Origin of the sequence: Arthrobacter sp. 2MCAF15, from assembly GCF_052115605.1 — a bacterium.
Taxonomy (GTDB): Bacteria; Actinomycetota; Actinomycetes; order Actinomycetales; family Micrococcaceae; genus Arthrobacter.
In genome coordinates this window covers 20,938-43,660 of sequence record NZ_JBFRGZ010000017.1, presented here as the reverse complement: position 1 = coordinate 43,660, position 22,723 = coordinate 20,938, and the positions used below count along the sequence as shown (strand labels likewise).

At 64.6% G+C, this 22,723-nt stretch carries 20 protein-coding genes; 11 read left to right on the top strand and 9 right to left on the bottom strand.

Translation table 11 applies throughout. From position 1 onward, the window contains the following. Nucleotide 1: 1 nt before the first annotated feature. Nucleotides 2–1,417 (bottom strand): aldehyde dehydrogenase family protein, encoded by a 1,416-nt coding sequence (locus AB4089_RS17630; protein ID WP_441410571.1) that lies wholly within the window; start codon nt 1,415–1,417, stop codon nt 2–4. 280 nt (nt 1,418–1,697) lie between these two features. On the opposite strand from AB4089_RS17630, the gene AB4089_RS17625 reads away from it, so the two are divergent. Continuing rightward, nucleotides 1,698–3,635: a primary-amine oxidase gene (locus AB4089_RS17625; RefSeq protein ID WP_441410570.1), complete on the top strand. Its 1,938-nt coding sequence runs from the start codon at nt 1,698–1,700 to the stop codon at nt 3,633–3,635. A 25-nt stretch (nt 3,636–3,660) separates the two neighbouring features. Beyond that, on the top strand, nt 3,661–4,098 hold the full coding sequence (locus AB4089_RS17620) for a hypothetical protein (protein ID WP_441410569.1): 438 nt from the start codon (nt 3,661–3,663) through the stop codon (nt 4,096–4,098). A gap of 58 nt (nt 4,099–4,156) precedes the next feature. Here the strand turns inward: AB4089_RS17620 and AB4089_RS17615 are convergent, their stop codons facing one another. Continuing rightward, the gene (locus AB4089_RS17615) at nt 4,157–4,795 is read right to left on the bottom strand and encodes a TetR/AcrR family transcriptional regulator (RefSeq protein ID WP_441410568.1); all 639 of its coding nucleotides are present in this window, start codon (nt 4,793–4,795) and stop codon (nt 4,157–4,159) included. A gap of 108 nt (nt 4,796–4,903) precedes the next feature. Here AB4089_RS17615 and AB4089_RS17610 point away from each other — a divergent pair, with 108 nt between their 5' ends. Together AB4089_RS17610 and AB4089_RS17605 are read left to right on the top strand one after the other, a co-directional pair. Next, complete coding sequence (locus AB4089_RS17610) at nt 4,904–5,947, top strand: phosphotransferase enzyme family protein (RefSeq protein ID WP_441410567.1); 1,044 nt, start codon at nt 4,904–4,906, stop codon at nt 5,945–5,947. 1 nt (nt 5,948) lies between these two features. Next, the gene (locus AB4089_RS17605; RefSeq protein WP_441410566.1) at nt 5,949–7,220 is read left to right on the top strand and encodes an aspartate aminotransferase family protein; all 1,272 of its coding nucleotides are present in this window, start codon (nt 5,949–5,951) and stop codon (nt 7,218–7,220) included. Nucleotides 7,221–7,634: 414 nt separating this feature from the next. Here the strand turns inward: AB4089_RS17605 and AB4089_RS17600 are convergent, their stop codons facing one another. The 3 genes from AB4089_RS17600 to AB4089_RS17590 all read right to left on the bottom strand — a co-directional run bounded on the left by AB4089_RS17600 (nt 7,635) and on the right by AB4089_RS17590 (nt 10,904). Further along, a complete protein-coding gene (locus tag AB4089_RS17600) occupies nt 7,635–8,726 on the bottom strand; it encodes a type I restriction endonuclease (protein ID WP_441410565.1) in 1,092 nt (363 codons plus the stop codon). Between the two features lie 91 nt (nt 8,727–8,817). Continuing rightward, nucleotides 8,818–10,209, bottom strand: a complete 1,392-nt coding sequence (locus tag AB4089_RS17595) for a sensor histidine kinase (protein WP_441410564.1) — start codon at nt 10,207–10,209, stop codon at nt 8,818–8,820. Then, nucleotides 10,206–10,904 carry a response regulator transcription factor gene (locus AB4089_RS17590; protein WP_441410563.1) on the bottom strand — a complete coding sequence of 233 codons (699 nt, stop codon included), beginning with the start codon at nt 10,902–10,904 and terminating at the stop codon, nt 10,206–10,208. Before AB4089_RS17590 ends, AB4089_RS17595 begins: the two co-directional genes overlap by 4 nt. Before the next feature lie 143 nt (nt 10,905–11,047). Here AB4089_RS17590 and AB4089_RS17585 point away from each other — a divergent pair, with 143 nt between their 5' ends. The 6 genes from AB4089_RS17585 to AB4089_RS17560 all read left to right on the top strand — a co-directional run bounded on the left by AB4089_RS17585 (nt 11,048) and on the right by AB4089_RS17560 (nt 17,266). After that, entirely contained in the window at nt 11,048–12,313 is a 1,266-nt protein-coding gene (locus AB4089_RS17585; protein WP_441410562.1) for a COG4705 family protein, read from the top strand. Nucleotides 12,314–12,491: 178 nt separating this feature from the next. Continuing rightward, nucleotides 12,492–12,797, top strand: a complete 306-nt coding sequence (locus tag AB4089_RS17580) for a hypothetical protein (protein WP_441410561.1) — start codon at nt 12,492–12,494, stop codon at nt 12,795–12,797. Nucleotides 12,798–13,039: 242 nt separating this feature from the next. Further along, nucleotides 13,040–14,557: a purine-cytosine permease family protein gene (locus AB4089_RS17575; protein WP_441410560.1), complete on the top strand. Its 1,518-nt coding sequence runs from the start codon at nt 13,040–13,042 to the stop codon at nt 14,555–14,557. Next, on the top strand, nt 14,550–15,161 hold the full coding sequence (locus tag AB4089_RS17570) for a TetR/AcrR family transcriptional regulator (RefSeq protein WP_441410559.1): 612 nt from the start codon (nt 14,550–14,552) through the stop codon (nt 15,159–15,161). Before AB4089_RS17575 ends, AB4089_RS17570 begins: the two co-directional genes overlap by 8 nt. A 99-nt stretch (nt 15,162–15,260) precedes the next feature. Continuing rightward, nucleotides 15,261–16,250 carry a nitrilase-related carbon-nitrogen hydrolase gene (locus AB4089_RS17565; protein WP_441410558.1) on the top strand — a complete coding sequence of 330 codons (990 nt, stop codon included), beginning with the start codon at nt 15,261–15,263 and terminating at the stop codon, nt 16,248–16,250. Further along, on the top strand, nt 16,247–17,266 hold the full coding sequence (locus AB4089_RS17560; RefSeq protein WP_441410557.1) for an agmatine deiminase family protein: 1,020 nt from the start codon (nt 16,247–16,249) through the stop codon (nt 17,264–17,266). The genes AB4089_RS17565 and AB4089_RS17560 overlap by 4 nt, the downstream gene beginning before the upstream one ends. A gap of 71 nt (nt 17,267–17,337) precedes the next feature. On the opposite strand, the gene AB4089_RS17555 is transcribed toward AB4089_RS17560, so the two are convergent. Further along, nucleotides 17,338–18,156 carry a hypothetical protein gene (locus AB4089_RS17555; RefSeq protein ID WP_441410556.1) on the bottom strand — a complete coding sequence of 273 codons (819 nt, stop codon included), beginning with the start codon at nt 18,154–18,156 and terminating at the stop codon, nt 17,338–17,340. Nucleotides 18,157–18,424: 268 nt separating this feature from the next. Between AB4089_RS17555 and AB4089_RS17550 the strand changes: the two genes are divergently transcribed. Further along, nucleotides 18,425–19,024, top strand: coding sequence for a DoxX family membrane protein (locus AB4089_RS17550; protein WP_441410555.1), 600 nt, complete (start codon nt 18,425–18,427; stop codon nt 19,022–19,024). Nucleotides 19,025–19,134: 110 nt separating this feature from the next. Here AB4089_RS17550 and AB4089_RS17545 read toward each other — a convergent pair whose 3' ends face one another. From AB4089_RS17545 to AB4089_RS17535, 3 genes are read right to left on the bottom strand one after another with little or no spacing between them, the layout of a single operon-like run. Further along, complete coding sequence (locus AB4089_RS17545; protein WP_441410554.1) at nt 19,135–20,946, bottom strand: cytochrome b/b6 domain-containing protein; 1,812 nt, start codon at nt 20,944–20,946, stop codon at nt 19,135–19,137. Between the two features lie 2 nt (nt 20,947–20,948). After that, entirely contained in the window at nt 20,949–21,932 is a 984-nt protein-coding gene (locus AB4089_RS17540) for an electron transfer flavoprotein subunit alpha/FixB family protein (protein WP_441410553.1), read from the bottom strand. Between the two features lie 11 nt (nt 21,933–21,943). Beyond that, nucleotides 21,944–22,720, bottom strand: coding sequence for an electron transfer flavoprotein subunit beta/FixA family protein (locus tag AB4089_RS17535; protein WP_441410552.1), 777 nt, complete (start codon nt 22,718–22,720; stop codon nt 21,944–21,946). Nucleotides 22,721–22,723 lie beyond the last annotated feature (3 nt).

The window sequence follows — 22,723 nt, the reverse complement described above, 5'->3', positions numbered from 1 at the left end:
TTCAGCCGTTGATGATCTGCGGAACGCCGAGGGCTTTGAGGCCTTCGACCCCGAATTCGAGTCCGTAGCCGGACTGCTTGGACCCGCCAAAGGGAATCAGGGGGTTGACCATGCCATGGGCGTTGATCCACACAGTCCCGGCTTCGAGCCGGGCCGCGACGTTGCGGGCTTCGGCGGGGTTGGCGGACCAGACGGAGGCGCCGAGTCCGACGTCGAGCGCGTTGGCCATTGTCACGGCCTCGTCCACGGTGGTGTAGCGGATGATCGGCAGGGCGGGGCCGAACTGTTCCTCGGCGACGAGCGGGTTGTCGTTGTCGATGTCGGCCACGAGGGTGGCGGGGTAGAAGTGGCCGGGCTGGTCCAGTACCGGGTTGCCGCCGAGCAGGATCTTTGCCCCGGAGTCGCGGGCGGCCTCGACGAGCCCGGCGACGATGTCGAACTGGGCCCGGTTTTGCAGCGGGCCCAGCACGTTGGCCTCGTCCAGGCCGTTGCCCATCGGCATCGCTGCGGCCACGGCCGTGAGCTCTTCGCAGACGGCGTCGTAGATGTCCGCATGGACGTAGAGGCGTTTGAGTGCGGCGCAGGTCTGGCCGGTGTTGATGAACGCGCCCCAGAAGAGACCTTCGGCGATCGCCTTGGGATCGGCGTCGGGCAGGACGATGCCGGCGTCGTTGCCACCGAGTTCCAGGGTGAGGCGCTTGACCGTGCCGGCGGAGGATTTGATGATGGCCTTGCCGGTGGCGGTGGAGCCGGTGAACATGATCTTGCCGATCGCCGGGTGTTCGGCCAGGGCCTCGCCGACGTCGCGGCCGCCGGAAACCACCGTGAGGAGGCCTTCGGGGAGTTCCTGGTTGAGGATTTCGACCAGGGCCAGGACGGAGAGCGGGGTGTATTCGGAGGGCTTGACCACCACGGCGTTGCCCATCCGCAGTGCCGGTCCGATCTGCCAGATGGTGATCAGCATGGGCCAGTTCCAGGGCCCGATCGCGCCCACGACGCCGATGGGCCGGTAGTGCAGTTCGGCGCGGGTTTCGCCGTCGTCCACCACGGTTTCCGCCTCCAGGGGAGTGCTCGCGGCCGTCCGGAGCCAGGCCGCGCAGGCGCCGACCTCGAAGCGGGCGTTCGGGCCGTTCAGCGGCTTGCCCTGCTCGCGGGAGAGCAGCCGGGCGAGTTCCTCGGCGGAGCGTTCGACGGCGTCGGCGGCCCTGAGCAGCGCGGCGGACCGGGCGTCGTGGCCAAGCGCGGCCCAGGCCGGCTGCGCTGCCTCGGCGCCGGCGACCGCGCGTTCCAGGTCCTCAACCGTGTGGACGGGAGCCTCCCCGACGGGCTGGCCTGTGGCGGGGTTAAGAATTGTCCGGGTCGATCCTGCCGCGGCCGGCGACGGTTCCACGTTACTTGTGGCTGTGCTGGTGCTCATCGTGCTCCTTTTAGGGGATAGGGAGAGGGGGGTGCTGGTCTTACAGGGAGAGTTTTGCTGGTGGCCGATCGGCGCACTCCGCGCGGTCTCAGCGCGCTGCCGTCACTGTCCGGCACATTTCTACCGTGTGACACATCACACAGTAGACGCCAATCCATCTTTTTTCCACACTTGGCGAAAAAAAATCTCGAGACCCGCCTCGCGCTTGTGGGCAGGATCACAATCGCGTATTATCTACAGTCATAGAAAAACATTTTTTCGAAGTCGAACCGGAGGATCCATGCGAACTTCAGTACTGCAAACGGCCGTCCGCCACCCGTTGGCGTCCCCTGACGAAATCCAGGAAGCTCAGTCGCTGTTGAGTGCAAACGGCCTGCTAGGACCGGAGAAGCGGATCGCATACCTCGGACTTCTGGATCCGTCACGGGAGCAGGAGGCGGAGGACCGCCGGTTCCGCGCATTCATTCATGACGTGTCAGGAGCCGCACCGACGGACGCGATTGTTTCTGTGACAACGGGGACGCTGATCTCCGCTCTGGAGCTCGATACAACAGTCACGGGGGAGCTTCCCGTCCTGGAGGAGGAGTTCGAGATCGTCGAGCAGCTCCTGGCCGAGGACGAGCGGTGGCTCAAGGCCCTGGCCGCCCGGAACCTGGATGTCAGCAAGGTCCGCGTCGCCCCGCTCTCCGCTGGTGTCTACGAGTACCCGGAGGAGAAGGGCCGGCGCATCCTCCGCGGGCTTGCCTTCGTGCAGGATTTCCCCGAGGACAGCGCGTGGGCGCACCCGGTCGATGGCCTGGTTGGATACGTCGACGTCGTTAGCAAGGCTGTGACCCAGGTGATCGACACCGGTATCTTCCCGGTTCCCGCCGAACACGGCAACTACACCGACCCGGAGCTCACCGGCCCGCTGCGGACCACGCAGAAGCCCATCAACATCACCCAGCCAGAGGGGCCCAGCTTCACCGTCACCGGCGGCAATCACGTCGAGTGGGAGAAGTGGAGCCTGGACGTCGGCTTCGACGCCCGCGAAGGCATTGTGCTGCACAACCTCGCCTTCCGCGACGGGGACCGGCTCCGGCCCATCATCAACAGGGCTTCCATCGCCGAGATGGTGGTTCCCTACGGGGATCCGTCGCCCATCCGGTCCTGGCAGAACTACTTCGACACCGGCGAATACCTCGTGGGCCAGTACGCAAACTCGCTCGAACTGGGCTGCGACTGCCTCGGCGAAATCACCTACCTCAGCCCGATCGTCAGCGACGCGTTCGGCAATCCGCGCGAGATCCGCAACGGTATCTGCATGCACGAAGAGGACTGGGGCATCCTGTCCAAGCACTCTGATATGTACACGGGCATCAACTACACGCGCCGCAACCGCCGCCTGGTGATCTCTTTCTTCACCACCATCGGCAACTACGATTACGGTTTCTACTGGTACCTCTACCTCGACGGCACCATTGAATTCGAGGCCAAAGCCACCGGCGTCGTGTTCACCTCCGCCTACCCTGAAGGCGGCTCCGACAACATCTCCCAGCTCGCTCCGGGACTGGGCGCGCCGTTCCACCAGCACATCTTCAGTGCCCGCCTGGACATGGCCATCGATGGGTTCACCAACCGGGTGGAGGAAGAGGACGTGGTCCGGCAGGCGATGGGCGAGGGCAACGAACGCGGCAATGCCTTCTCCCGGAAGCGCACGGTCATCGCCCGCGAATCCGAGGGTGCCCGCGACGCCGATGCCGCCAATGGCCGCACATGGATCATCTCCAACCCGGAGTCCCGCAACCGGCTCGGCGAACCCGTGGGCTACAAGCTCCACTCCCAGAATCAGCCCACCCTGTTGGCCGACCCGGGCTCGTCTATCGCACGCCGCGCCGCGTTTGCCACCAAGGACCTCTGGGTCACCCGCTACGCAGAAGACGAGCGCTACCCCACCGGCGACTTCGTCAACCAGCACAGCGGGGGAGCCGGGCTGCCGGCCTACATCTCCCAGGACCGCGACATCGACGGCCAGGACATCGTCGTGTGGCACACCTTCGGCCTGACGCACTTCCCCCGGGTGGAGGACTGGCCCATGATGCCCGTGGACACTGTCGGCTTCAAGCTCCGCCCGGAGGGCTTCTTCGACCGCAGCCCCGTCCTGGACGTGCCCGCCAACTCGCAGCCGTCCGCTGGCTGCCATGCCGACGGCGACGCCGGCGGACACTGCCACAGCTAAGCGCCTTCGCATCAGGAATCACGAAATGACCACGACGGCAGGACGGGTCCGGTCAGCCGGACCCGTCCTGCACCCGCGAATCTGCGCAGCACTTACGGCCGTGTCCTGCGTGGTGCACCTGTGGCTTGCGGCCTCGGGGCACCACGACGCCTGGCTCGGCGCTCTTATGATTGCCCTGGCGGCGGTCTGTGTCCCATGCACTGTGCATATCTGGCGCCACAGCAGAATTGGAGCTCTCCACCAGGTCACCATTTCGGCAGTGGCGATGGTGCTCCTGCATACTGTCTTGCTGCTCGGATCGGGCGGCGCCGGTCACGCCCACGGCGGGGGGCCGGCGTCGAAGGTTGTGGAGGCGTCCGGCGCCGCTGAACTCTTGCTGGTCATCGGGCTGGAACTCACGACGGCGTTGCTCGCCGCCACGCTCGTATCCCGGCTAAGGCCTCGCGTCCTGCCCGAAGGTTAGGCGCCGGCGCCGACATGCGCGGCTTGCCCACAAAGGGCCGTCCGAACCCGCTGCTCCGTCAGCTAGCGTCGTGCGTTTCATTCAAGGATCGAAGGAGAAACCGAAAAGCGCCCAGCAACTGGCCCGCGCTGTCCGGATTGAGCGCCACTTGGATCCCGGCATCCCGCAAGCTCCCGGCGAGCAGGACGGCCAGCGGTTCGCTCGAGCCTGTTGGTAGCTTTCCTTCACGAGTCCCGATTTGGAGTTCGGCGCTGAAGGCCGTGAACACGCCCGTGGATCCGACGCCACGTTCTTTGCTGAAGCCCAAGAGCTGAGGTCCGGAAATGTTGTAGAAGTAACCGATTCCCTTGTCCGCTGAGACTGCAAGCAGTGCCTCTGCGTAAGCCTCAACCCGCTGCGTCCAATTCAGCTTCTCGCCACCGCTGGATTCGATCGCTGAACGGGCGTTGTCCAAAAATTGATGGGCCACCCGCTGATATGCCGCGGCCAGCAACTCTTCGCGACCACCGGGAAAGTGGGCATAAAGGGTGGCCCGAGCCATTCCGCTGTCCGTCAGGATCTTGCCCACCGTCACCGAAGAGAGGTCGCTTGTCCCCGTTTCGGCAATCACGGCCAATGCTGACTGGATCAGGTCATTGCGCGTACTCACCTGCCGGCGTTCGCGGAGACTTAGTCGCTTCGCGCTCTCCACTGACATGTGCCCTCCTCGGCCTTTGTGCCACTCCGTTGGCGGCCCACATCTCACCCTACGTCTTTCTTGAAAAAAGACTTGCAGTCCGAAAACTAGACCGTTAGTCTAGTTTTTATGACAGCTTCCCTTGCCCCCGGCGTGGCCATGGTCCGTGAGGCCCTTCCAATGTTTGGCATCGACTCCGCAGCGCGAGTTACGTTCATCAAACAACGCGAGAATCAGGTCTTCCGGGTCGAACACGACGACCAGGATTGCGCCGTGCGGATTCATCGGCCCGGCTACCGGGCGGCCGCCGAGATCGAGTGCGAATCGCACCATCTGCGCGGCCTTCGGAAAGCCGGTCTGCTAGTACCAGAGCCCATTGAAAGTCTCCTTGGCGGCTACACCGTCCCGGTGGACTGCGACCAGCGGTTGGTTTCCGTCCAGCGTTGGTTCCCCGATGCCTTCCCTATCGCCGACTCGTTCCAGGTCTTTACGGGGGCCGGCACTCTGGACCAGGACCACATGCGCGAACTGGGTGCAGTGATGGCCCGCCACCATCGTCACGCAGAATCCACCACCCTGCCGGAATCCCTTCGGAGACCTGCCTGGGACCTGGACGGACTTTTCGGCCCCGGCGCCCTCTGGGGTGATGGAACCCGGCTGCGGTCCCTCACGCCGGAGGACCGCCTGTCCTTGGCCAAGGCCGCGGAGGCTGCATCGGAAGTAATTGGAGCGCTCGGAATGGATGGCAGTGTGTTCGGGGCCATCCACGCCGACATGACCTTCGAAAACGTCCTTGCCACCGGCAATGGACTTGTCATCATCGACTTTGACGATTTCGGCGAAGGCTGGTTCGGCTTCGACATCGCCACAGCCCTCTTCTTCGCCACGCCACACGCGAACTACGCCACCCTGGCGGAGGCATTCCTGCACGGTTACGAAAGCGTCCGTGCGCTGAATCCCTCCGAACGCGACGCATTGGACGCCTTCTTGATTGCGCGGGGCATGAGTTACCTGGGTTGGGCCGCAGACCGCCCGGGGGATCCGGCCAGCGATTTTGCTGAATCCCGGCTGGGCCCTTGGGTGGTCGAAGCGGCAAAAAGATTTACCGGTAGCGGTTCAACCGGGTGGATACACCAAGACGATTCATCGGCAACACCCAAAGGAGAAATCTGAAATGACTGCGAACCTGCTGAAACGCCGCTACGAAACGCTTGGGCCCTACTCGCCGCTTTTCTACGATGAGCCCCTGGAATTTGTGGCGGCCCATGACGTCTGGCTCACGGACGCCCGCGGCGAGCAGTACCTTGACGCCTACAACAATGTGCCCCAGGTAGGCCATTGCCACCCCCGGATCATAGCCGCCATGGCTGATCAAGCGAGCCGACTGAACATCCACACGCGCTATTTGAACAACCACGTCGTGGACTACGCCGAGCAACTCCTGGGCACCTTTCCGCCTGAATTAAACAGGGTCTTGTTCACTAACAGTGGCTCAGAGGCCAACGATCTCGCGTTCAGAATGGTCCGGCAGGCTACGGGTGCCTCGGGCGTCCTGGTCTCGGACTTCAGCTACCACGGACACACTTCGTATTTGGCCGGTCTGACCACCGGGCTCCGGACAGGCGAGGCCCTGGCCGCCGAAGTCCGGCCCATCCGCATTCCGGACATGGACCGCACCACACTGAGCGAGCCAGACCTGCTGGCCGCATCCCTTGCTGAAGTAGATGCCGCAATCGAATCCCTCGTCCGTGCCGGTTATGGCCTTGCAGGCTTCCTTTTCGACTCACTCTTCTCCACGGAGGGTCTGAACACCCTTCCGGCCGGCTATATAACTGGAGTCATCGACCGCGTCCACGCGGCGGGCGGACTGGTGGTCGCTGACGAGGTCCAGTCCGGCTTCGGACGGACAGGAACGCATTTCTGGGGCCACCAGCGGATCGGTGCAGCCCCTGACTTCGTGACGCTGGGCAAACCGATGGGCAACGGTCATCCCATCGGGGGAGTGGTCACCAGCAGTGAAATGCTGGACCGCTTCGGTCCACACAACAACTACTTCAACACCTTCGCCGGGACCCCCGTTTCGGCGGTGGTTGGAAGCACCGTGCTCTCAATCCTCCAGGACGAGCAGCTTCCGGAAAAGGCCACCATCCTTGGGGCGTCAATCAAGGAATCCCTAGAGAAGCTCCGCGCAGAGTACCCGTTTATTGGACCCATCAAAGGAACCGGCCTCTTCTTCGGTTTTGAGGTCGTCGACGACAAAGTCCCGGAAGCACCCTCTGCAGACCGGACCAAACGGCTCGTCGAGGCCATGAAACGCAACCACGTGTTGATCAGCCGTATCGGCCGAGATGACAGCGTGCTGAAAATCCGCCCGCCGCTTGCATTCCGGAGCGAGCACGCGGACCTTCTCCTGGATGCACTGAAAATCAGCCTTAAGGAAGTCTGAACCCGCTGATACTGGACGCCGGCACCGGTGCCGCTCCCTGCAGCGCCAACCAGCTGAGGTCGGAGGCGGGGATGGCGCCGTTGCCCTTGGAGCGGCAGGGCAGGTTGACGCCGATGTCGACGCTTGTACATCGTCACCGTGGCGGCTGCCCAACCGCGCCACGATGTTCATATGAACGCCCCCCTAGGTCCGGTCCACGAGGTGGATGACGAGCTCTGGGAGCGCGTCTTCCGAAGCAACGTCACCGCCCTCATGCCGCCTCACCCCGCGCCGTTGTGCCGCTGAATGCTGGTGGCCGGCACCCAACGCAAGTGGACGACGGCGGGAAGTCCCGCCGTCGCCCGCTCATTCTGTCCTGTTGGTTCAGGGTATTTCCGGCAGCCCCCAGGGGGAGCCGGCCGAGAGCGGTCGCGTTTACAAGTAGCTCTTGACGCTCGCGCGGAGTGCTTCCGTGTGCTCGTAGATCTCTTCCAGTGAGCTAATCGGCACCCGAGTCTCGTCTTTGTTGTCATCGAAGATACCGATGTACTTCTGGGTGCGGTTGAAGTGCAGGCGCGCGATCGGCTTGCGGTTGTTGTCATCCAGCAGCACCGCGAAATAGGACTTGGCGTCCCTCTGCACCACACGGGCGGGCTTGACCTCGCTGCAGACGATGGCCCGCACGATCTGGTAACCCTCAATTTCCTCCAGCGTGGTCTCTAGCCCGTCGGCCTCCGCCAGATCCGCTTCGGCCACAGGTGCACTGGTGACGCTGGCAGCCACCGTTACGTCCTCAACTTGCGGGAAGGCCGCGCCGCCGAGGGCCTTCTTCAGCCGCTCGTTGACCTGGTCATTCAGGAACTGCTTGGACGCTTTAGTCACCAACGCGGTGAACTGCTCACGCACCTTCTGGGTGTAGGGGCCTGTGTACACGCGACCGGTGAGGAACTTAACCCACTCGTCCTCGGGCTCCTTGAATTGTGCCGCCAAAGTCCTCTTGAGTTCACCGATGTATTTCAGTTCGCCTGCCGCGCTGATGATCGAATCGAGATCAAAGACGTCCTTTGACAGCTTTTGCAGCTCCGGAATGAGGGATTCGTCGATGTCGTTCAAATCGAGCACGAGGAACGGCTTGGCGTCCATGCGGTTCGGTGCATCGAGGTCCGTGAAGAATTGGTACACCTCGCCGTTCGTAAGGATGGCGATCCTGGCGTTGGTGACGGCAAAGTACCGGAAAAGCTGGGATGCGTGCTCGATCTTCACCGGTTCCGTGGACTTCTTGCATTCGATCAGGATCTGGACCTCGCCGTCCTTGACGATCGCGTAGTCGATCTTCTCGCCCTTTTTGAGCCCAACATCCGCGATGAACTCCGGAACGACCTCCATGGGGTTGAAGACGTCGTAGCCGAGAATTGTGGAAATGAAGGGCATGACAAAGGCATTCTTTGTGGCCTCTTCCGTTTGGATCACACCCCGCTGCTGGCGCACCTTTGCTGCCAAAGCTGAAAGTTTTTCTGCAAACTCCATTTGTCCCCCTGAGAATTGATGGTGCTGCCAACCGTAGCGCAGCCCTGTGTCAATTTGATGAAGGTAGCCGAAGGGTGAGATTAGGCCCCACCTACGGGTGATCCTGGAGAGGCGCGGGGCGTTCCAGGGGGACAGGGATGGAGAGTCTCACGACAAGGCCGGAGGTAGCTGAATTCTCGAGGGTGACGGTGCCGTTGACCGATTCCGCGGCGGCTGCGACGATTGCCAATCCCAATCCCGAGCCGTTCGCTGTGCCGCGCACGTTCTCTTCCCGCGAGAAGCGGTCGAACGCGTGGGGAAGGAAGTCCGGCTCGATACCAGGGCCGGTGTCGGTGATGACGGTGATGATGTGGGAGGGCTCCTGCCTGATGGTGGCGGTGATCCTTCCTTTCCCGTCGACGGCGCGGAGGGCATTCGAGAGCAGGTTATCGAGCACCCTCCCGTAGAGGAGGGCAGGCATCGGTGTCGGTACGGCGCGGTCGGCGTTCTCGGGTGTGATCAGTTCGATCTCGACGTCCTCGCCCATGGCGCGGAGCCGCGCCCGGTCGATGGCTTCCCCCGCCTCATCGACTAGGGCCCCGAAGTCGGTGGCCGACGTAGTCGGGCATCCGGCATCCAGGCGGGAGAGTTCCAGCAGGCTTTCTACAAGGTCGGAGAGCCGGGTGGTTGCCCGCTCGGCGCCGAGGATATCGGAGTCAATGCTGCTGCGGTCGCCGGCGCGGAGCAGCTCAAGGTGCGCCTGCAGAACCGCCAGTGGTGTGCGCAGTTCGTGGCTGGCATCCGAGACCAGCTGCCGTTCCCGTGCGGCCGATGCCCGGAGGGTCTCGATGAGACGGTTTAGGGTCGCGGCGAGGCCGGTGATCTCATCCTGGGCCGGGCCCACGGGCAGCAAGTCGTCCGCGCCCGCCGCGACGATCGCTTCCGCGCTCCGGCGAAGTTGCGTGACTGGGCGGAGCGCAGCTCCCGTCAGAAGCCAGGAGGCGGCGCCGAACAGAAGCGTGAGAGCGCCGAGGCCCAAGGTCACCCCCGTTGTGAGGTTATTGAGGACGAGATCGGATTCTTGCTGGTTGCGGGCCGAGATGATGGTCCAGTTGCCGGCGCCAGTCGGCACGGTTTCGACGGCGACCAAGTAGGTGGCCTCACCCGCGACGAGCTGCTGCGGACCGGTGCTGGCTCGGTTGATAAGAGCCAAATTCGAGGTGATGGCCGCAGGCAGCGTCGACACCTGGCTGGTTCCGGCAGGATCGAAGACTGCAACGAGCTGACCTTCGCCGGGATTGTCACGCGGTTCGTTCGGCTCCTGCTCGATGGCCGTCTCGAACTGCGCGGCGTCGCTTTGGAGTACTTCGAAAGCGGCGTTTTGCATAAGGCCCTCAACCTGCTGCCGTACGACGAGGCCAACGGCACCGAAGAACAAAGCGGCCAGCAGCAGCGTGCCCATCGTGATCCGGGCACGGATGGAGAGCCTGGAAAGCGACTTCACAGGTCTCGCGCAAGCTGGAAACCGACACCTCGTTCGGTGCGCAGGCTCACCCCGGTCGGGAGGGGATCGAGCTTGCGGCGGAGGTAGCTGATGTACTGATCGACGATATTCGAATCTGCGTGCTGAAGAGTTCCCCAGATCTCCAGCAGGATCCTCTCCCGTGGCTGTGTCTCGTCTGCGTTTTGGGCCAAAAATCGCAGCAGCGCGAATTCCTTGGGGCTCAGCGGAACCACCTTCCCGCCCGCTCGCACTTGGTGGTCGTGGCTGTCGATGATCAGCTCGCCGACCTCGATCCGGGGACTGAGTGCCAGGCTTTCCCGGCGCCGGAGTGCCCGCAGCCGGGCCGCGAGCTCATTGAACGCGAAGGGTTTGATGAGGTAGTCATCGGCGCCGGCGTCCAGCCCTCTCACGCGGTCGCTGACGTCGTCCCGGGCCGTGAGCATCAGGATGAAGAGCGCGGGTGACGCCTCGCGCAATCGGCGGCAGAGTTCGAATCCGGACATCCCCGGCAGCATCACATCGAGTATCGCCACGCCGTAGTCCGTTTCCTGGGCCGCGATCAGGGCTGTCAGGCCGTCTTCGATCCAGTGCGCCTCGTAACCCTCGACGCCGAGGCCACGGGCGAGGAGAGGCCCAAGTTCCGTGTCGTCTTCGATGACCAGCACTCGTACGGGACGGTCACAAGGTTCAGCCATGGAGCTATTCTCGCCGAACCGGGCATCGCGTTGGCACTCATGTACCCCCGCCACGGTGTCCCATCGGCGTGTCTGTGAGAATTCTCAGACAGGGGCCCTTTTTTCGCAGTTTCACCGGAGCATCGAATGGAAGGGTGCAGTTCATGAGCACCCGAGAGATGACGTCGCCGCCCCCAACCAAGCTGCTGAGCAAGGTTCCCGAGATCACGATCTGGTTCTGGATCATCAAAGTCCTTTGCACCACGGTCGGCGAGAGCTTTGCCGACTTCATCAACGTAGCCCTCGGAGTAGGCCTCGTTGAAACGGCTGTCATCTTCACCGGTGTCACCGCCGCCGTACTTGCCGTGCAGATGAGGCTCCGACGCTACCGCCCGGACACGTACTGGCTCACGGTGGTTCTGCTGAGTATTACCGGAACGCTCTACACCGACCTGCTCACAGACCAGGCAGGCGTACCGCTCTGGATCAGCGCCAGCGTATTCTCTGTGATGCTCGCTGTGGTCTTCGCCATCTGGTTCATCAAAGAGCGAACCCTTTCCATCCACAGCATCACCACCAGGCCCCGCGAAGCCTTCTACTGGCTCGCCGTCCTCGTGACGTTCGCCCTCGGCACGGCCCTGGGCGACTGGACCCTCGATCTCACCGGATGGGGACCGGGCGCGTCAATTCTGCTGCCCCTCATCCTCATCAGCATCGTCACCGCCCTCTGGCGTTTCGGCGCCAACCCAGTACTCGCCTTCTGGATTGCCTACATCCTCACCCGTCCCCTGGGGGCGAATATCGGAGACTGGCTCAGCCTCACAGCCCCCGAGGGCGGGCTGGGCCTGGGCACGTTCACAACGAGCATCATCTTCCTCTTGGCCATCCTCGCCACCGTCGTGTATCTCTCCATCAGCAAAACGGACACAGTCGAACGCACATCGGGCAAGACGGCGCCTCCAACGCCTCCCGGACGTCCTCGGACAGCGTTGGGAATCCTGGCAGTTGTCGCGGTCGCCACCATCATGCTCCTCGCCTACACCAGCAGCCTCCCGCACAAGAGCGCCCTCGCCGACGAAAGCCCTGCAAAGAGCTGCACTGCCGGTTCCGCGCCGACCCAGCCTGAGGCCCAGGCGGCAGCGAAAGCAAACTTCCCTGCCTCGAACATGGCCGAGTTCCGAACAATTGCCTCCGACACCCTCGCCCTTGTCAAGAAGGGTGACCAGGCAGCAGCCGCGGCCCGCGTTACCGATCTCGAGACCGCCTGGGATGACAACCAATCTGCGCTGAACGCTGCCGACTGCGGTGCGTGGACCTACATCGACAAACAGATCGATCCCGTCCTTTCCGCTGTCCGCGCGCCCACCCCCAAGCCGGCGACCGAACAGACGGTTCTGAAGAACCTCCTCGCAACGCTCGGAGGTGCCTGAGCAAAACGAGCATCCAAGTGCAGGCGGACGACGGCGGGAGGTCCCGCCGTCGTCCGCTACGTTTACCTGCGTCTGGAGGGCAGCGCGGGACTCGCTCAACGCCACCGTCCGGCCCTACCGGGATAACGCCGGACGGCCTATCGTGGTCCCTGCCATAGCCCGAGGGAAAGGAACGACGATGTTCACCCTGCAAATTAGCTACCCGGTCCGGGAGTATGAGGCTTTCAAGAAAGTGTTCGACACGGATCCCGCAGGCCGCGCGGCCTCGGGCGCCCGGTCTGTCCGCGTGTTCCGGGACACCGAGGACCGGAACAGCGTGGCCGTGCTCCTTGACTTCGACACCCAGGACGCTGCGACCGGTTTTCTGGAAAAGCTGCGCAGCCAGGTGTGGGACAACCCCGAGGTGATAGGGCAGTTGATGACGGCGGCGCCGTCGGCCAGGATTCTGGAAGAGGTGGGCCGCGAGGGCCAGGGCGCGGGCTGACCACTGTGAATCCGGTGGTCCCCGCCGGATAGGTTGTCTTCAATTTCATGCCGTCCCCGGACGACGGCGGGACGTCCCGCCGTCGTCTGCTTTCCGGTGCCCCCTGACAGGCCGCCTGCGCAGCGCCGGATCCAGTCCAAAAATAAGGCAGATTGTGCGATGAGAGCTATTGACTGAAAATTCAGTCAGGACTTATGGTTGATGCAATGCATCAACGTGATGTAGCTCACGAAAGGCTTGCCATGATCAGCACGCGCTTCCGCAAAGACGCGGATTCCGTCGGTGCCGCATCCGCGCACAAGGACCGCTTCGGCCGCATTGAGTCGGCCGGCATTGAGTTCATTCCCGACGACCAACGCACCTCCCGCCCCCGGAACCTGTTCACCGTGTTCTTCGGCGGCAACTTCGCCTTCTCCGTCATCGTTTTCGGCTGGCTTCCCATCACCTTCGGCCTGGACTTCGTCGGCGCCGCCACGGCCAGCCTCACCGGTCTCCTGCTTGGTACGGCCCTGATCGCCCCGATGGCTCTCCTGGGGCCACGGACCGGCACCAACAACACCGTTTCCAGCGCCGCACACTTCGGCACCCGCGGGAGGTTGATCGGTTCCGCCCTTACCCTGTTATTCGCCCTTGCGTACGCCGCCATCGCGGTCTGGACTTCGGGCGACGCGCTGGTTGCCGCCGCCGAGCGGCTGCTGGGCGTGCCCGTTGACGGCACCACGCTGGCAATCGGCTACGCCGTGATCTCCGTGGAAATCGTCTTGGTCGCGCTTTTTGGCCACGGCACGGTGGTGGCAATGCAGAAATTTGTCGCCCCGGTGGTCGGCATTCTGCTGCTCATCGGCGTCGTTGCTTTCGCACCCACGTTCAGCCCCACCTCCGTGCACGCCGACTACCTCCTGGGCGATTTCTGGCCCACCTGGATTTTGTCCGCCGTCATTGCCGTCGGGGGCCCGCTGTCCTACGCGCCCACGCTGGGCGACTACAGCAGGCGCATCTCCAGGAAACACCACTCGGACCGTTCTGTGGTCGGCGCCACCTGCCTCGGGGTGTTCCTGGGCCTGTTTGTCACGGCTCTCTTCGGCGCCTTCACAGCCTCTGCCATCCCGGAACTCGGGAGTTCCTACGTTGCAGATCTGGTGCGGTCCGCGCCGGCGTGGTACCTGCTGCCGATCCTCATCATCGCGTTGGCGGGCGGTCTCGGCCAGGGCGTGCTCAACCTCTACGCCAGCGGCCTGGACCTCGAAGCACTCTTCCCGCGGCTGCGCCGCATCCACACCACGCTCATCACGTCGGTGATCGCCGTCGGGCTCCTCTACCTCGGTGTCTTCGTGTTCAACGCGGTGGACTCCATCACCGCCATGACCCTGGTGCTCAACGGATTCGCCGGCCCCTGGGTGGCCATCAACGTCCTGGGCTTCCTGGTCGCCCGTCGCGGCAAATACCACGCCGCAGACCTCCAGCTCTTTCGTGCCAACGGACCGCGCGGTCGGTACTGGTTCAGCAACGGCTGGAACCTCCGGGCCGTGATGCCCTGGGCCATCGGATCAGTCTTCGGTCTGCTGGCCACGGACACATCCCTCTACACGGGCCCGCTCTCGCAGCTCGCCGGGGGAATCGACCTCAGCTTCCTTGGCTCCACAGTCATCGGAGCCGTCGGCTATCTCGCGGCTCTCCGGCTCTGGCCCGAACCGACTGCCTCCCTGGCCGAGGCCGCACCGGAGCGGGGTGAGCACGTATTACTGTCAAACCATGACTGACAAACTAGCCAAGATCCTCACCGCCGCCACCACCTGCATCGCCAGGAACGGGGTCCGGGGAATGCGGGTCAACGACGTGGCAGCAGAAGCCGGAGTTTCACCGGGCCTCTTGTACTACCACTTCACCGACCGGGCCGGCCTGCTTGCCGCAACGCTTGAACACATCAACAAGCAGGTCAGCAAGGACGACGCCGCCCCCGCCTCCCCTGACGCCGAAGGCCGCGCCCGGCACTTCAGGCACCTGCTCCTCGACGAAATCAAGGACGACGCTGATGTCCGCCGGAATTCGGTGGCCTGGAACGAACTGCGGGCCTGCTCCATCTTCGAAAAGGAGCTGGCGGAACCGCTTTCCCGGACAACGGCGGAATGGAACCGCGAGATCGCCCGGGCCATCGTGGCCGCCAGTGAAGGCACCAGCGAGGACGAGGCCGCAGTCAGCGCGGAGATCCTCACCAGTTTGGTGGAAGGGATCTCCGGCCGCTGGCTCAACGGTTTCATCACCACAGACCATGCGCGATCCCTGGTGACGACCGCCATCGACTCACTCACCGCAGCACGCCCGAGTACCTTGCAGGAACCTTCCGGACAGGGTCTGGGCAAATGAACCACCGACCGAACTCTCAATCACTTATCAATCGACGCGATTCCAGCGGAATCCCGCGATCATGCAAGGACCCCTAGGGTCCCGTTAGGAAGCACCACCATGGACATCATCGCCAACACCGAACCGCCCGCCTCCTTCGCCCGAAGCCAGGAGAGCACCCGCCGGCCCCTCCGCGTGGCCCTGGTCCAGCACCGCTGGCGGGAAAACGCCGCCGAGCTGAGGCAGGTGCTGACCGAAGCTATCGGCAAAGCCGCCGACGCCGGAGCCAGGGCCGTGTTCCTGCCGGAACTTACGCTGTCCAAATATCCGGCCAACGTCCGGGCCGGCAGCAACCCCGCCCGGGATGCCGAGGACCTGGTCAACGGCCCCACCTTCGAGTTCGCCGCCAACGCAGCCCGGAAACACTGCATCACCGCCCATGCCTCGCTCTACGAGCGCTCCGACGGAAACGACGGGCTGGGCTTCAACACCGCCATCCTCGTCTCGCCCCAGGGCGAGCTGCTGGCACGCACCCGCAAGACCCACATTCCCGTCAGCGCCGGCTACTACGAGGACACGTACTTCCGCGCCGGTCCGGCCGTCGACGCCTACCCCGTGTACCGCCCCGCGGAACTGGACGGGGCCGCCGTCGGACTCCCCACCTGCTGGGACGAATGGTTCCCGGAGGTCGCCCGGCTATATTCGCTGGCCGGCGCGGAAATCCTGGTCTACCCCACGGCCATCGGCTCGGAGCCGACATTTCCGGAGTTCGACCACCAGCCGTTGTGGCAGCACGTGATCACAGGCCACGGCATCACGAACGGCACGTTCATGGTGGTCCCCAACCGGACCGGCGACGAAGGCGACATCAACTTCTACGGTTCCTCGTTCATTTCCGATCCGTACGGCCGGGTCCTGGTCCAGGCGCCGCGGGACCGGGAAGCCGTCCTGGTAGCCGATCTCGACCTGGACCAGCGCAAGGACTGGCTGGACCTGTTCCCGTTCCTGACCACGCGCCGCCCCGACACCTACGCCGAGCTCACCCGGGAAGTCGATTTTGACCGCCCATACGGGGCGGTCTCCGCCAAGCAGGCCGCGGACCAGCCATGAGCTGGATGATGCCGAGCGAGACGGCCCGCCAGGAAAGAGTCTGGATGGCATTTCCGCCAGAGCGTTCCTCGATAGGGCACACCGCGGAGGAAACCCATGAGGCCCGCACGGCCTGGGCAGCGGTGGCACATTCTGTGGCCGAATTCGAGCCGGTCACCATGGTCGTGGACCCGCCAGACATGACGGCCGCACGGACCTATCTTTCGGCTGGCATTGACCTCGTGGAAGCGCCCCTCGACGACGCCTGGATGCGGGACATCGGGCCCACATTCGTGACCGGCGACGACGGCCGGCTGGGCGGGGTGGACTGGGTCTTCAACGGCTGGGGGCAACAGGACTGGGCCACCTGGGGCAAGGATTCCGAAGTCGGCGCGGAAGTGGTGAGGCTGGCCGGGGCGGAGCTGCTGGACAGCCCGCTGGTCAATGAAGGCGGCGGGATCCAGGTGGACGGTCTGGGCACCGTGCTGGTCACCGAGACGGTGCAGCTGGATAAGTTCCGGAACCCGCACCTGAGCAAGGCGGACGTCGAAGCCGAGCTGGCCCGCACCATCGGCGCCACGCATGTCATCTGGCTGCCATGTGGGCTGACCCGTGATTCGCAGGAACTCGGAACCCGCGGACACGTGGACATCGTGGCCGCTATCCCGTCGCCGGGTGTGCTGCTGGTCCACTCCCAGCGCAACCCGCTGCACCCGGACTTCCAGATCACTGCCGACATCATCGCGATGCTCGCCGGGACCCGGGACGCGCAGGGCCGTGCCTGGGACATCGTGGAGGTACCGGCCCCGGACACGCTGCGCGACGAGCTCGACTGGGTCGACTACAGCTACATCAACCATCTGGTGGTGAACGGCGGCGTCATCGCCTGCAGTTTCGACGACCCCGCGGACGCGGGAGCCCGCCGGATCCTGGAGCAGGTGTATCCGGGCCGCGAAGTAGTGATGGTCGATGCCCGCCCCATCTTCGCCCGGGGCGGCGGCATCCATTGCATCACCCAGCATCAGCCGGCCGTCTGACCGCGGCAGCTATAAAGCCCGCTGCTGTGGGCGACGTGCACGTCGCCCACAGCAGCGGGCTATCTTCGCCATCACGGTGCGGGCCGCGCGGCCGATCCCGAATCCGAGGGGACCGCCGGCGCCGAGGTCGGTTCGGTGACGGGGGAAGGCTCCGGGCTCTGTCCGGCGTCGGGTGCGAGGTCTGCCGGCGGGGTGTCGCTTGCTCCGTTAGCTCCCGGCGCTTCAGTTCCGGCCGCCCCACTGCCCACGCCACTGGGGCTACCGTCCGTAGTCAGGGCACCCGCTTTGCCAGCGCCTTCCTTCACTTGCCCAGGCACTTCCGCCGGGTTCCCGGCCGATTTGTCTGTCTCGTTCGGGACAGCCGGATTGCCGCTAAATGCTTTGCCCAGCGTTGTTGTGTGCCCGGTGGCACCGCTGTCGATGCTCGACGTCGACGAGACAAGGCTGGAGATGGGCCGATTGGTTCCGAATTCGACCGCCGTGACGCCGACCATCGCGATAACGAATGCGGCGGCACTGACCGCCCCGACCTTGATCCAGGTCTTGGGGGTGAGTTGCCTCCTCACACGTTTGGCTCGAGGTTCGTCGCTCTCGGCCGGAGCGCTGGCGGCCAGCACGTCGCCGTCGTCAGTGGGCAGTCCGCCCCTGCGCCGCAGGGGGATTTTCCTCGATGCGACAGTGGCGGCCGAACTAAGAGTTTTGGCGTAGAGAGCGGCGCCCACCGTGGCAACGATAGAGCCGAGTGCGGCGCCGATAAGCGTCCCGGCAACGCCGAGAAAGGACCCCACCAGGGCAGAGGTCACCGCTGCCAAAGCCGAGCCGATAGTCTGGGTGCCACTTAGTCCTAGGAGCCGTTTCGGCTTGTCGTCTTTAGCGGAGTCTGCAGGCATATTCAAACACATTTCGATCAGGCAATATTACGAATAGATAACGTTACCAGATTGCTGGCCGGCAGTTCGGCGAGCTGACCCGCTCCCCGCTCCACGCCGGCGGAACCATGGCGCGCCGCTCGCTGTGGAAGAACAACATGCGGGTGTGCTCGATTGGCGTCCAATTGATGGCTGACTACCGGCAAGGTTTCCGCAAGCCGCGGGGACCACGCTTCTCTGAGGGCGGCCCGCAGACAGGGCGGGCTGCTTGAAGAAAGGCAACGTAGCCATGTTTGAAAAATCGAGCCTCAGACGCCAGGCACGCGAGCAAGGTCCACTGCCACGCCGGAATAAACGGACTGGTTCGGAAGGAGCCTATTCCGACCGGCTGCACATCCCTTTGGGGGCAATCGAGCGGGCCCGTGCCCTGGACCATATGGTTACGCGGGCGCTGCGGCCGGTCGCCTTGCCAGGTTTGCGGGTGCTGCTCGGGCTTGTATTCGTGTGGTTCGGCGGGCTGAAGATTGTCGGCAAGTCTCCGGTGGCCGGGCTCATCGCTCAGACTCTGCCATTTGGCCAAGACCAGCTCGTCCTGGTGACACTCGGAGCCGCCGAACTGGCCATTGGCTGCTTGCTCATCAGCGGCGTCCTGCTCCGTCTCGCCTTGCTGGCATTGTCCGTGCACCTTGCTGGCACGTTCGCCACCTTCGCAATGGCACCGGGGCTGATGTTCACCGACGGGGATCCCTTGCTGTTGACCGCAGACGGCGAGTTCGTGGCAAAAAACGGCGTACTTATCGGTGCGGCCCTGGTCCTCATCGCCCATTCAAACCGTACTTCCACCGAGCCGCAGGACCAGATTTCGTCAGTGTCGGACCCCGCTCCCTAAGGTCAGCAAGTCCCGGTCCGACACTTGAGGATCCCGTGCCAGAGCGCCTGAGTGGCGTGCGGCGCGGGATCCTCACTGTCGCGGGATCCTCCCTGTGTGGACGGTGGAGCCTAGCGGCTGCTCACCTGACCGAACAGCTTTGCGATTGGCGCGAGCACTAGGGGGCGTGCCGCGTACCAGCCTGCTGCCGTGACGGCGATTGCGGCCGCGAAGAGCCAGAAGCCGACCCAGTTCACCTCGTCAGTTCCACCGAACATGTGGTTTAGGTTGCGCAGCGCACCGGTCGCGAACACCAGGAACACGTGGACGAGAATGAACAGCACGAAAAACAGCATCGTCGGGAAGTGGATCGCGCGCGCGACCTCCACCGGGTAGATCCTGTTGACCTTCTTGGCGTCCTTCGGCCAGAACTCGCTCATGCGCGCACCCGTGATGGCCGCGAGCGGGGCCGCGATGAACACCACGATGAAGTACATGAGCTGCTGCAGGCTGTTGTAGTTCACCCAGCCGGTCTCCACGGGCCAGTCGAGGGTCATGTACTGCAGGAGCGCGGAGGCCGCGTTCGGGAAGACCTCCCAGCTGGTCGGGACGATTCGCATCCAGCGGCCGGTGGCAAACAGCAGCACCACAAAGATGAGTCCGTTGGCCAGCCACAAGATGTCGAGCGACTGGTGCAGCCACAGGTTGATGCTGATCTTCTTGCCGCCGCCCTTCGGCGTCCAGTACGCGGGCGGCTTCTGCTGGGTGCGCACCTGATAGCCGGAGCGAATGATGAGCACCATCAGGAAGATGTTGAAGAAGTGTGCCCACTGCGCCCACCACGGGAAGCCGGGCTCGACCGTATCGGGCAGGTCATACGCGCCGGGGTACTTTTCCAGGAACTCCGGGACACCCGGCAGCGTGGTCACACCGCGCGCGGCGAGGACCAGAATCGCTGCCGCGGCCACTGCGCCGAGCGCGAGGAGCACCACGAGCTTGATCCACTGTCCCAGGGTGCGCGAACCGTAAAGTTTCGCCTCGGACTTTGGCTTCACGGGCTTGTCGACGGCGGCAGGCCTTGACGCCGGTGTCGGGGCGCCGGACCGTGCTGGGGCTGTTGGTGCTGCCGCTGCTGGGGTGACAGCGGGTGTGGTCGCTGATGAACTCGCAGTCGCCGTCGTCGGGGGCTCCGTCTCGGCAACGGCTTCCACCACGGCAACGGTCTCCGCCACGCTGGCAGCCGGGGCGTGGGCCTCGGCAATGGGTTCGGGCTCAGCCTGAACCGCAGCGGCCGGAATAGCGGCGGCAGCGGCCGCCACCGCGCTGGAAGCCGGAGCAAGTCCGGCTGGCGGCCACGGTTCACCGCCGGGAATCCGGGGGAGTCCGCGGCGGAGCGCTGTGGATCCCGTCGCCGGTGCGGCAGGTGCGGTGGCCGGGGCAGTTGCAGCCGACGTCGTTGCTGGCGCCGCTTGCTCAGCAGCCTGGGCAGCAACCTCTACGGCCGGCGCGGGCGCGGCTGCCTGAGCGGGAGTGGTGACTGCGGCGGGCGGCCCGACAGCCGCGGGAGCGCCGGACACAACCGGCACTGATGCCGGAGCCTCGCCCGCTGGCGGCCAAGGCTCCCCGCCCGACACGCGCGGCAGGCCGCGCCGAAGCTGCCGCGCCGCCGCGCCGTCGTCGTGCACTGCGGGGACCGGAGCGGACAACGCTGCATTCGGCACCGGCACCGGCACCGGTTCCTGAGCCCGTTCCTGGGCAGCAGAGGCGGGCGGCGCCAAGGCCGCCGGCCCGGCGGTGACCGGTCCCACCGCGGGAGGGGCCGCCGACCCAGCCGTCGCGTCTGCCGTGACAATGCGTGCGGGCACCTCGCCTGCTGCGGGCCAGGGGTCACCGCCTTCGACGCGCGGCAGGCCCCGCCGAATATTCCGAGACAGAGTTGCCATCGCTACTTCTTCCGAGCCTCAAGGGCGCTAATCAGCTGGGGCACAACCTCGAAGAGGTCGCCGACCACGCCGAAGTCGGCGATCTCGAAGATCGGCGCGTCTGAATCCTTGTTGATGGCGACGATCGTCTTCGCGGTCTGCATACCAGCCCGGTGCTGAATCGCGCCGGAAATGCCCAGCGCAATATACAACTGTGAGGACACGGAAACCCCGGTCTGGCCGACCTGGGCCGACTGGGGGATGTAGCCGGCATCCACCGCAGCACGCGAGGCGCCAACGGCAGCGCCGAGGGTATCGGCGAGCCGGCCGACCAGGGCGAACTGCTCCTCCGACCCGAGCCCGCGGCCACCCGCCACAACTTTCGCGGCACCGCGGAGCTCCGGCCGCGCAGTGGCGGCAACTGCCTCCTCGAACGAGTCGATCCGTGCGGCCGGCTTGTTGGAGGGCGTCACTTCCAAGGTTTCCGATGCCTGCGGCTGAGCCGTGGCGCGCGCCTCGATGGAGCCCTGGCGGACCGTAATTACCGGCGCCCCAAACGTGGCCGTTGACGTCACGTTGTAGGCGCCGCCGTAAACGGAGTGGTGTGCCAGCACGCCCTCGTCATCACGCGACACACCGATCGCGTCGACAGAAATCGCTGCACGCGAACGTGCGGCGTAGCGGCCGGCAAGGTCGCGTCCATTCAGCGAATGCGAAATGAGGATCGCGTCCGGCTGCAGCTGCCCCACAGCGGCGGCCAGCGCGTCAACGGCCGGCACGCCGAGCGTGCCCGGGTCCGGAGTCTCCGCCACCAGTGCATGCGCGGCGCCCAGGGCAGCGGCCTCCGCGGCGGCGGCGCTCCCGGTGCCGGGTGAGGCAAGTACGAGTGCAATGGGCGTGCCCACTGCAGCGGCAGCGCCGAAGAGTCCGGCCGCAGCCTTCTCGAGTTCGCCGGAAGCCATGGTTTCAACGACGACGAGGATTGCGTCACGAGGATATTCAGTCATGTCGTTGCGCCTTACGCCAGTCGGTTTTCGATAAGGAAGTCGGCGAGCTTCTCGCCGGCATCACCCTCGTCAATGATCTTTACGCCCGCCGCGCGCGGGGGCTTCTCTGCAACGCTCAGCATGATCGAACGCGCCGCGTCCGGATCGTCGGCCGTGATCCCGAGGTCAGCAAGGGTAAGCACCTCAAGGGGCTTCTTCTTCGCGGCCATGATGCCTTTGAAATTCGGAAAGCGCGGCCCGGGAAGGGCCTCGGTAATGGAAATTACCGCGGGCAGGTTCGCTGATACGGTCTGCACGCCGGATTCCACGGGCCTGGAGCCGGACACGGCGCCGTCGTTGATTTCTACAGTGCTGAGGCCGGTCGCGTGCGGCACGTCGAGCAGTTCGGCAAGCATCGCGGGAATCATGCCGCCGGATCCATCGGTGGAGACGTTGCCGGTGATCACGAGGTCGAATCCAGCGCGACGGATCGCTGTTGCGAGGGTCTCAGCGGTCAGTCCAAGATCCGCGCCCCGCAGCGCCTCGTCACAGATGTGGGTGGCGCTTCCCGCGCCCATCGCGAGCCCCTTGCGTATCGTCGCCGTGGCACCCTCGGGGGCGAGGGAGAGCATGGCGACCTCAGTGCCCTCGTTCGCGTCGGCGTAGGTCAGTGCCAGCTCCAAGGCCCGCTCGCCGATCTCATCAATGACCGTCTCGCTGGCTTCGCGATCGGCGAGGCCTGTTTCAAGGTTCAGTTTTCGGTCCCCGTAAGTGTCGGGGACCTCCTTTACTAGGACGATAATCTTCATCGA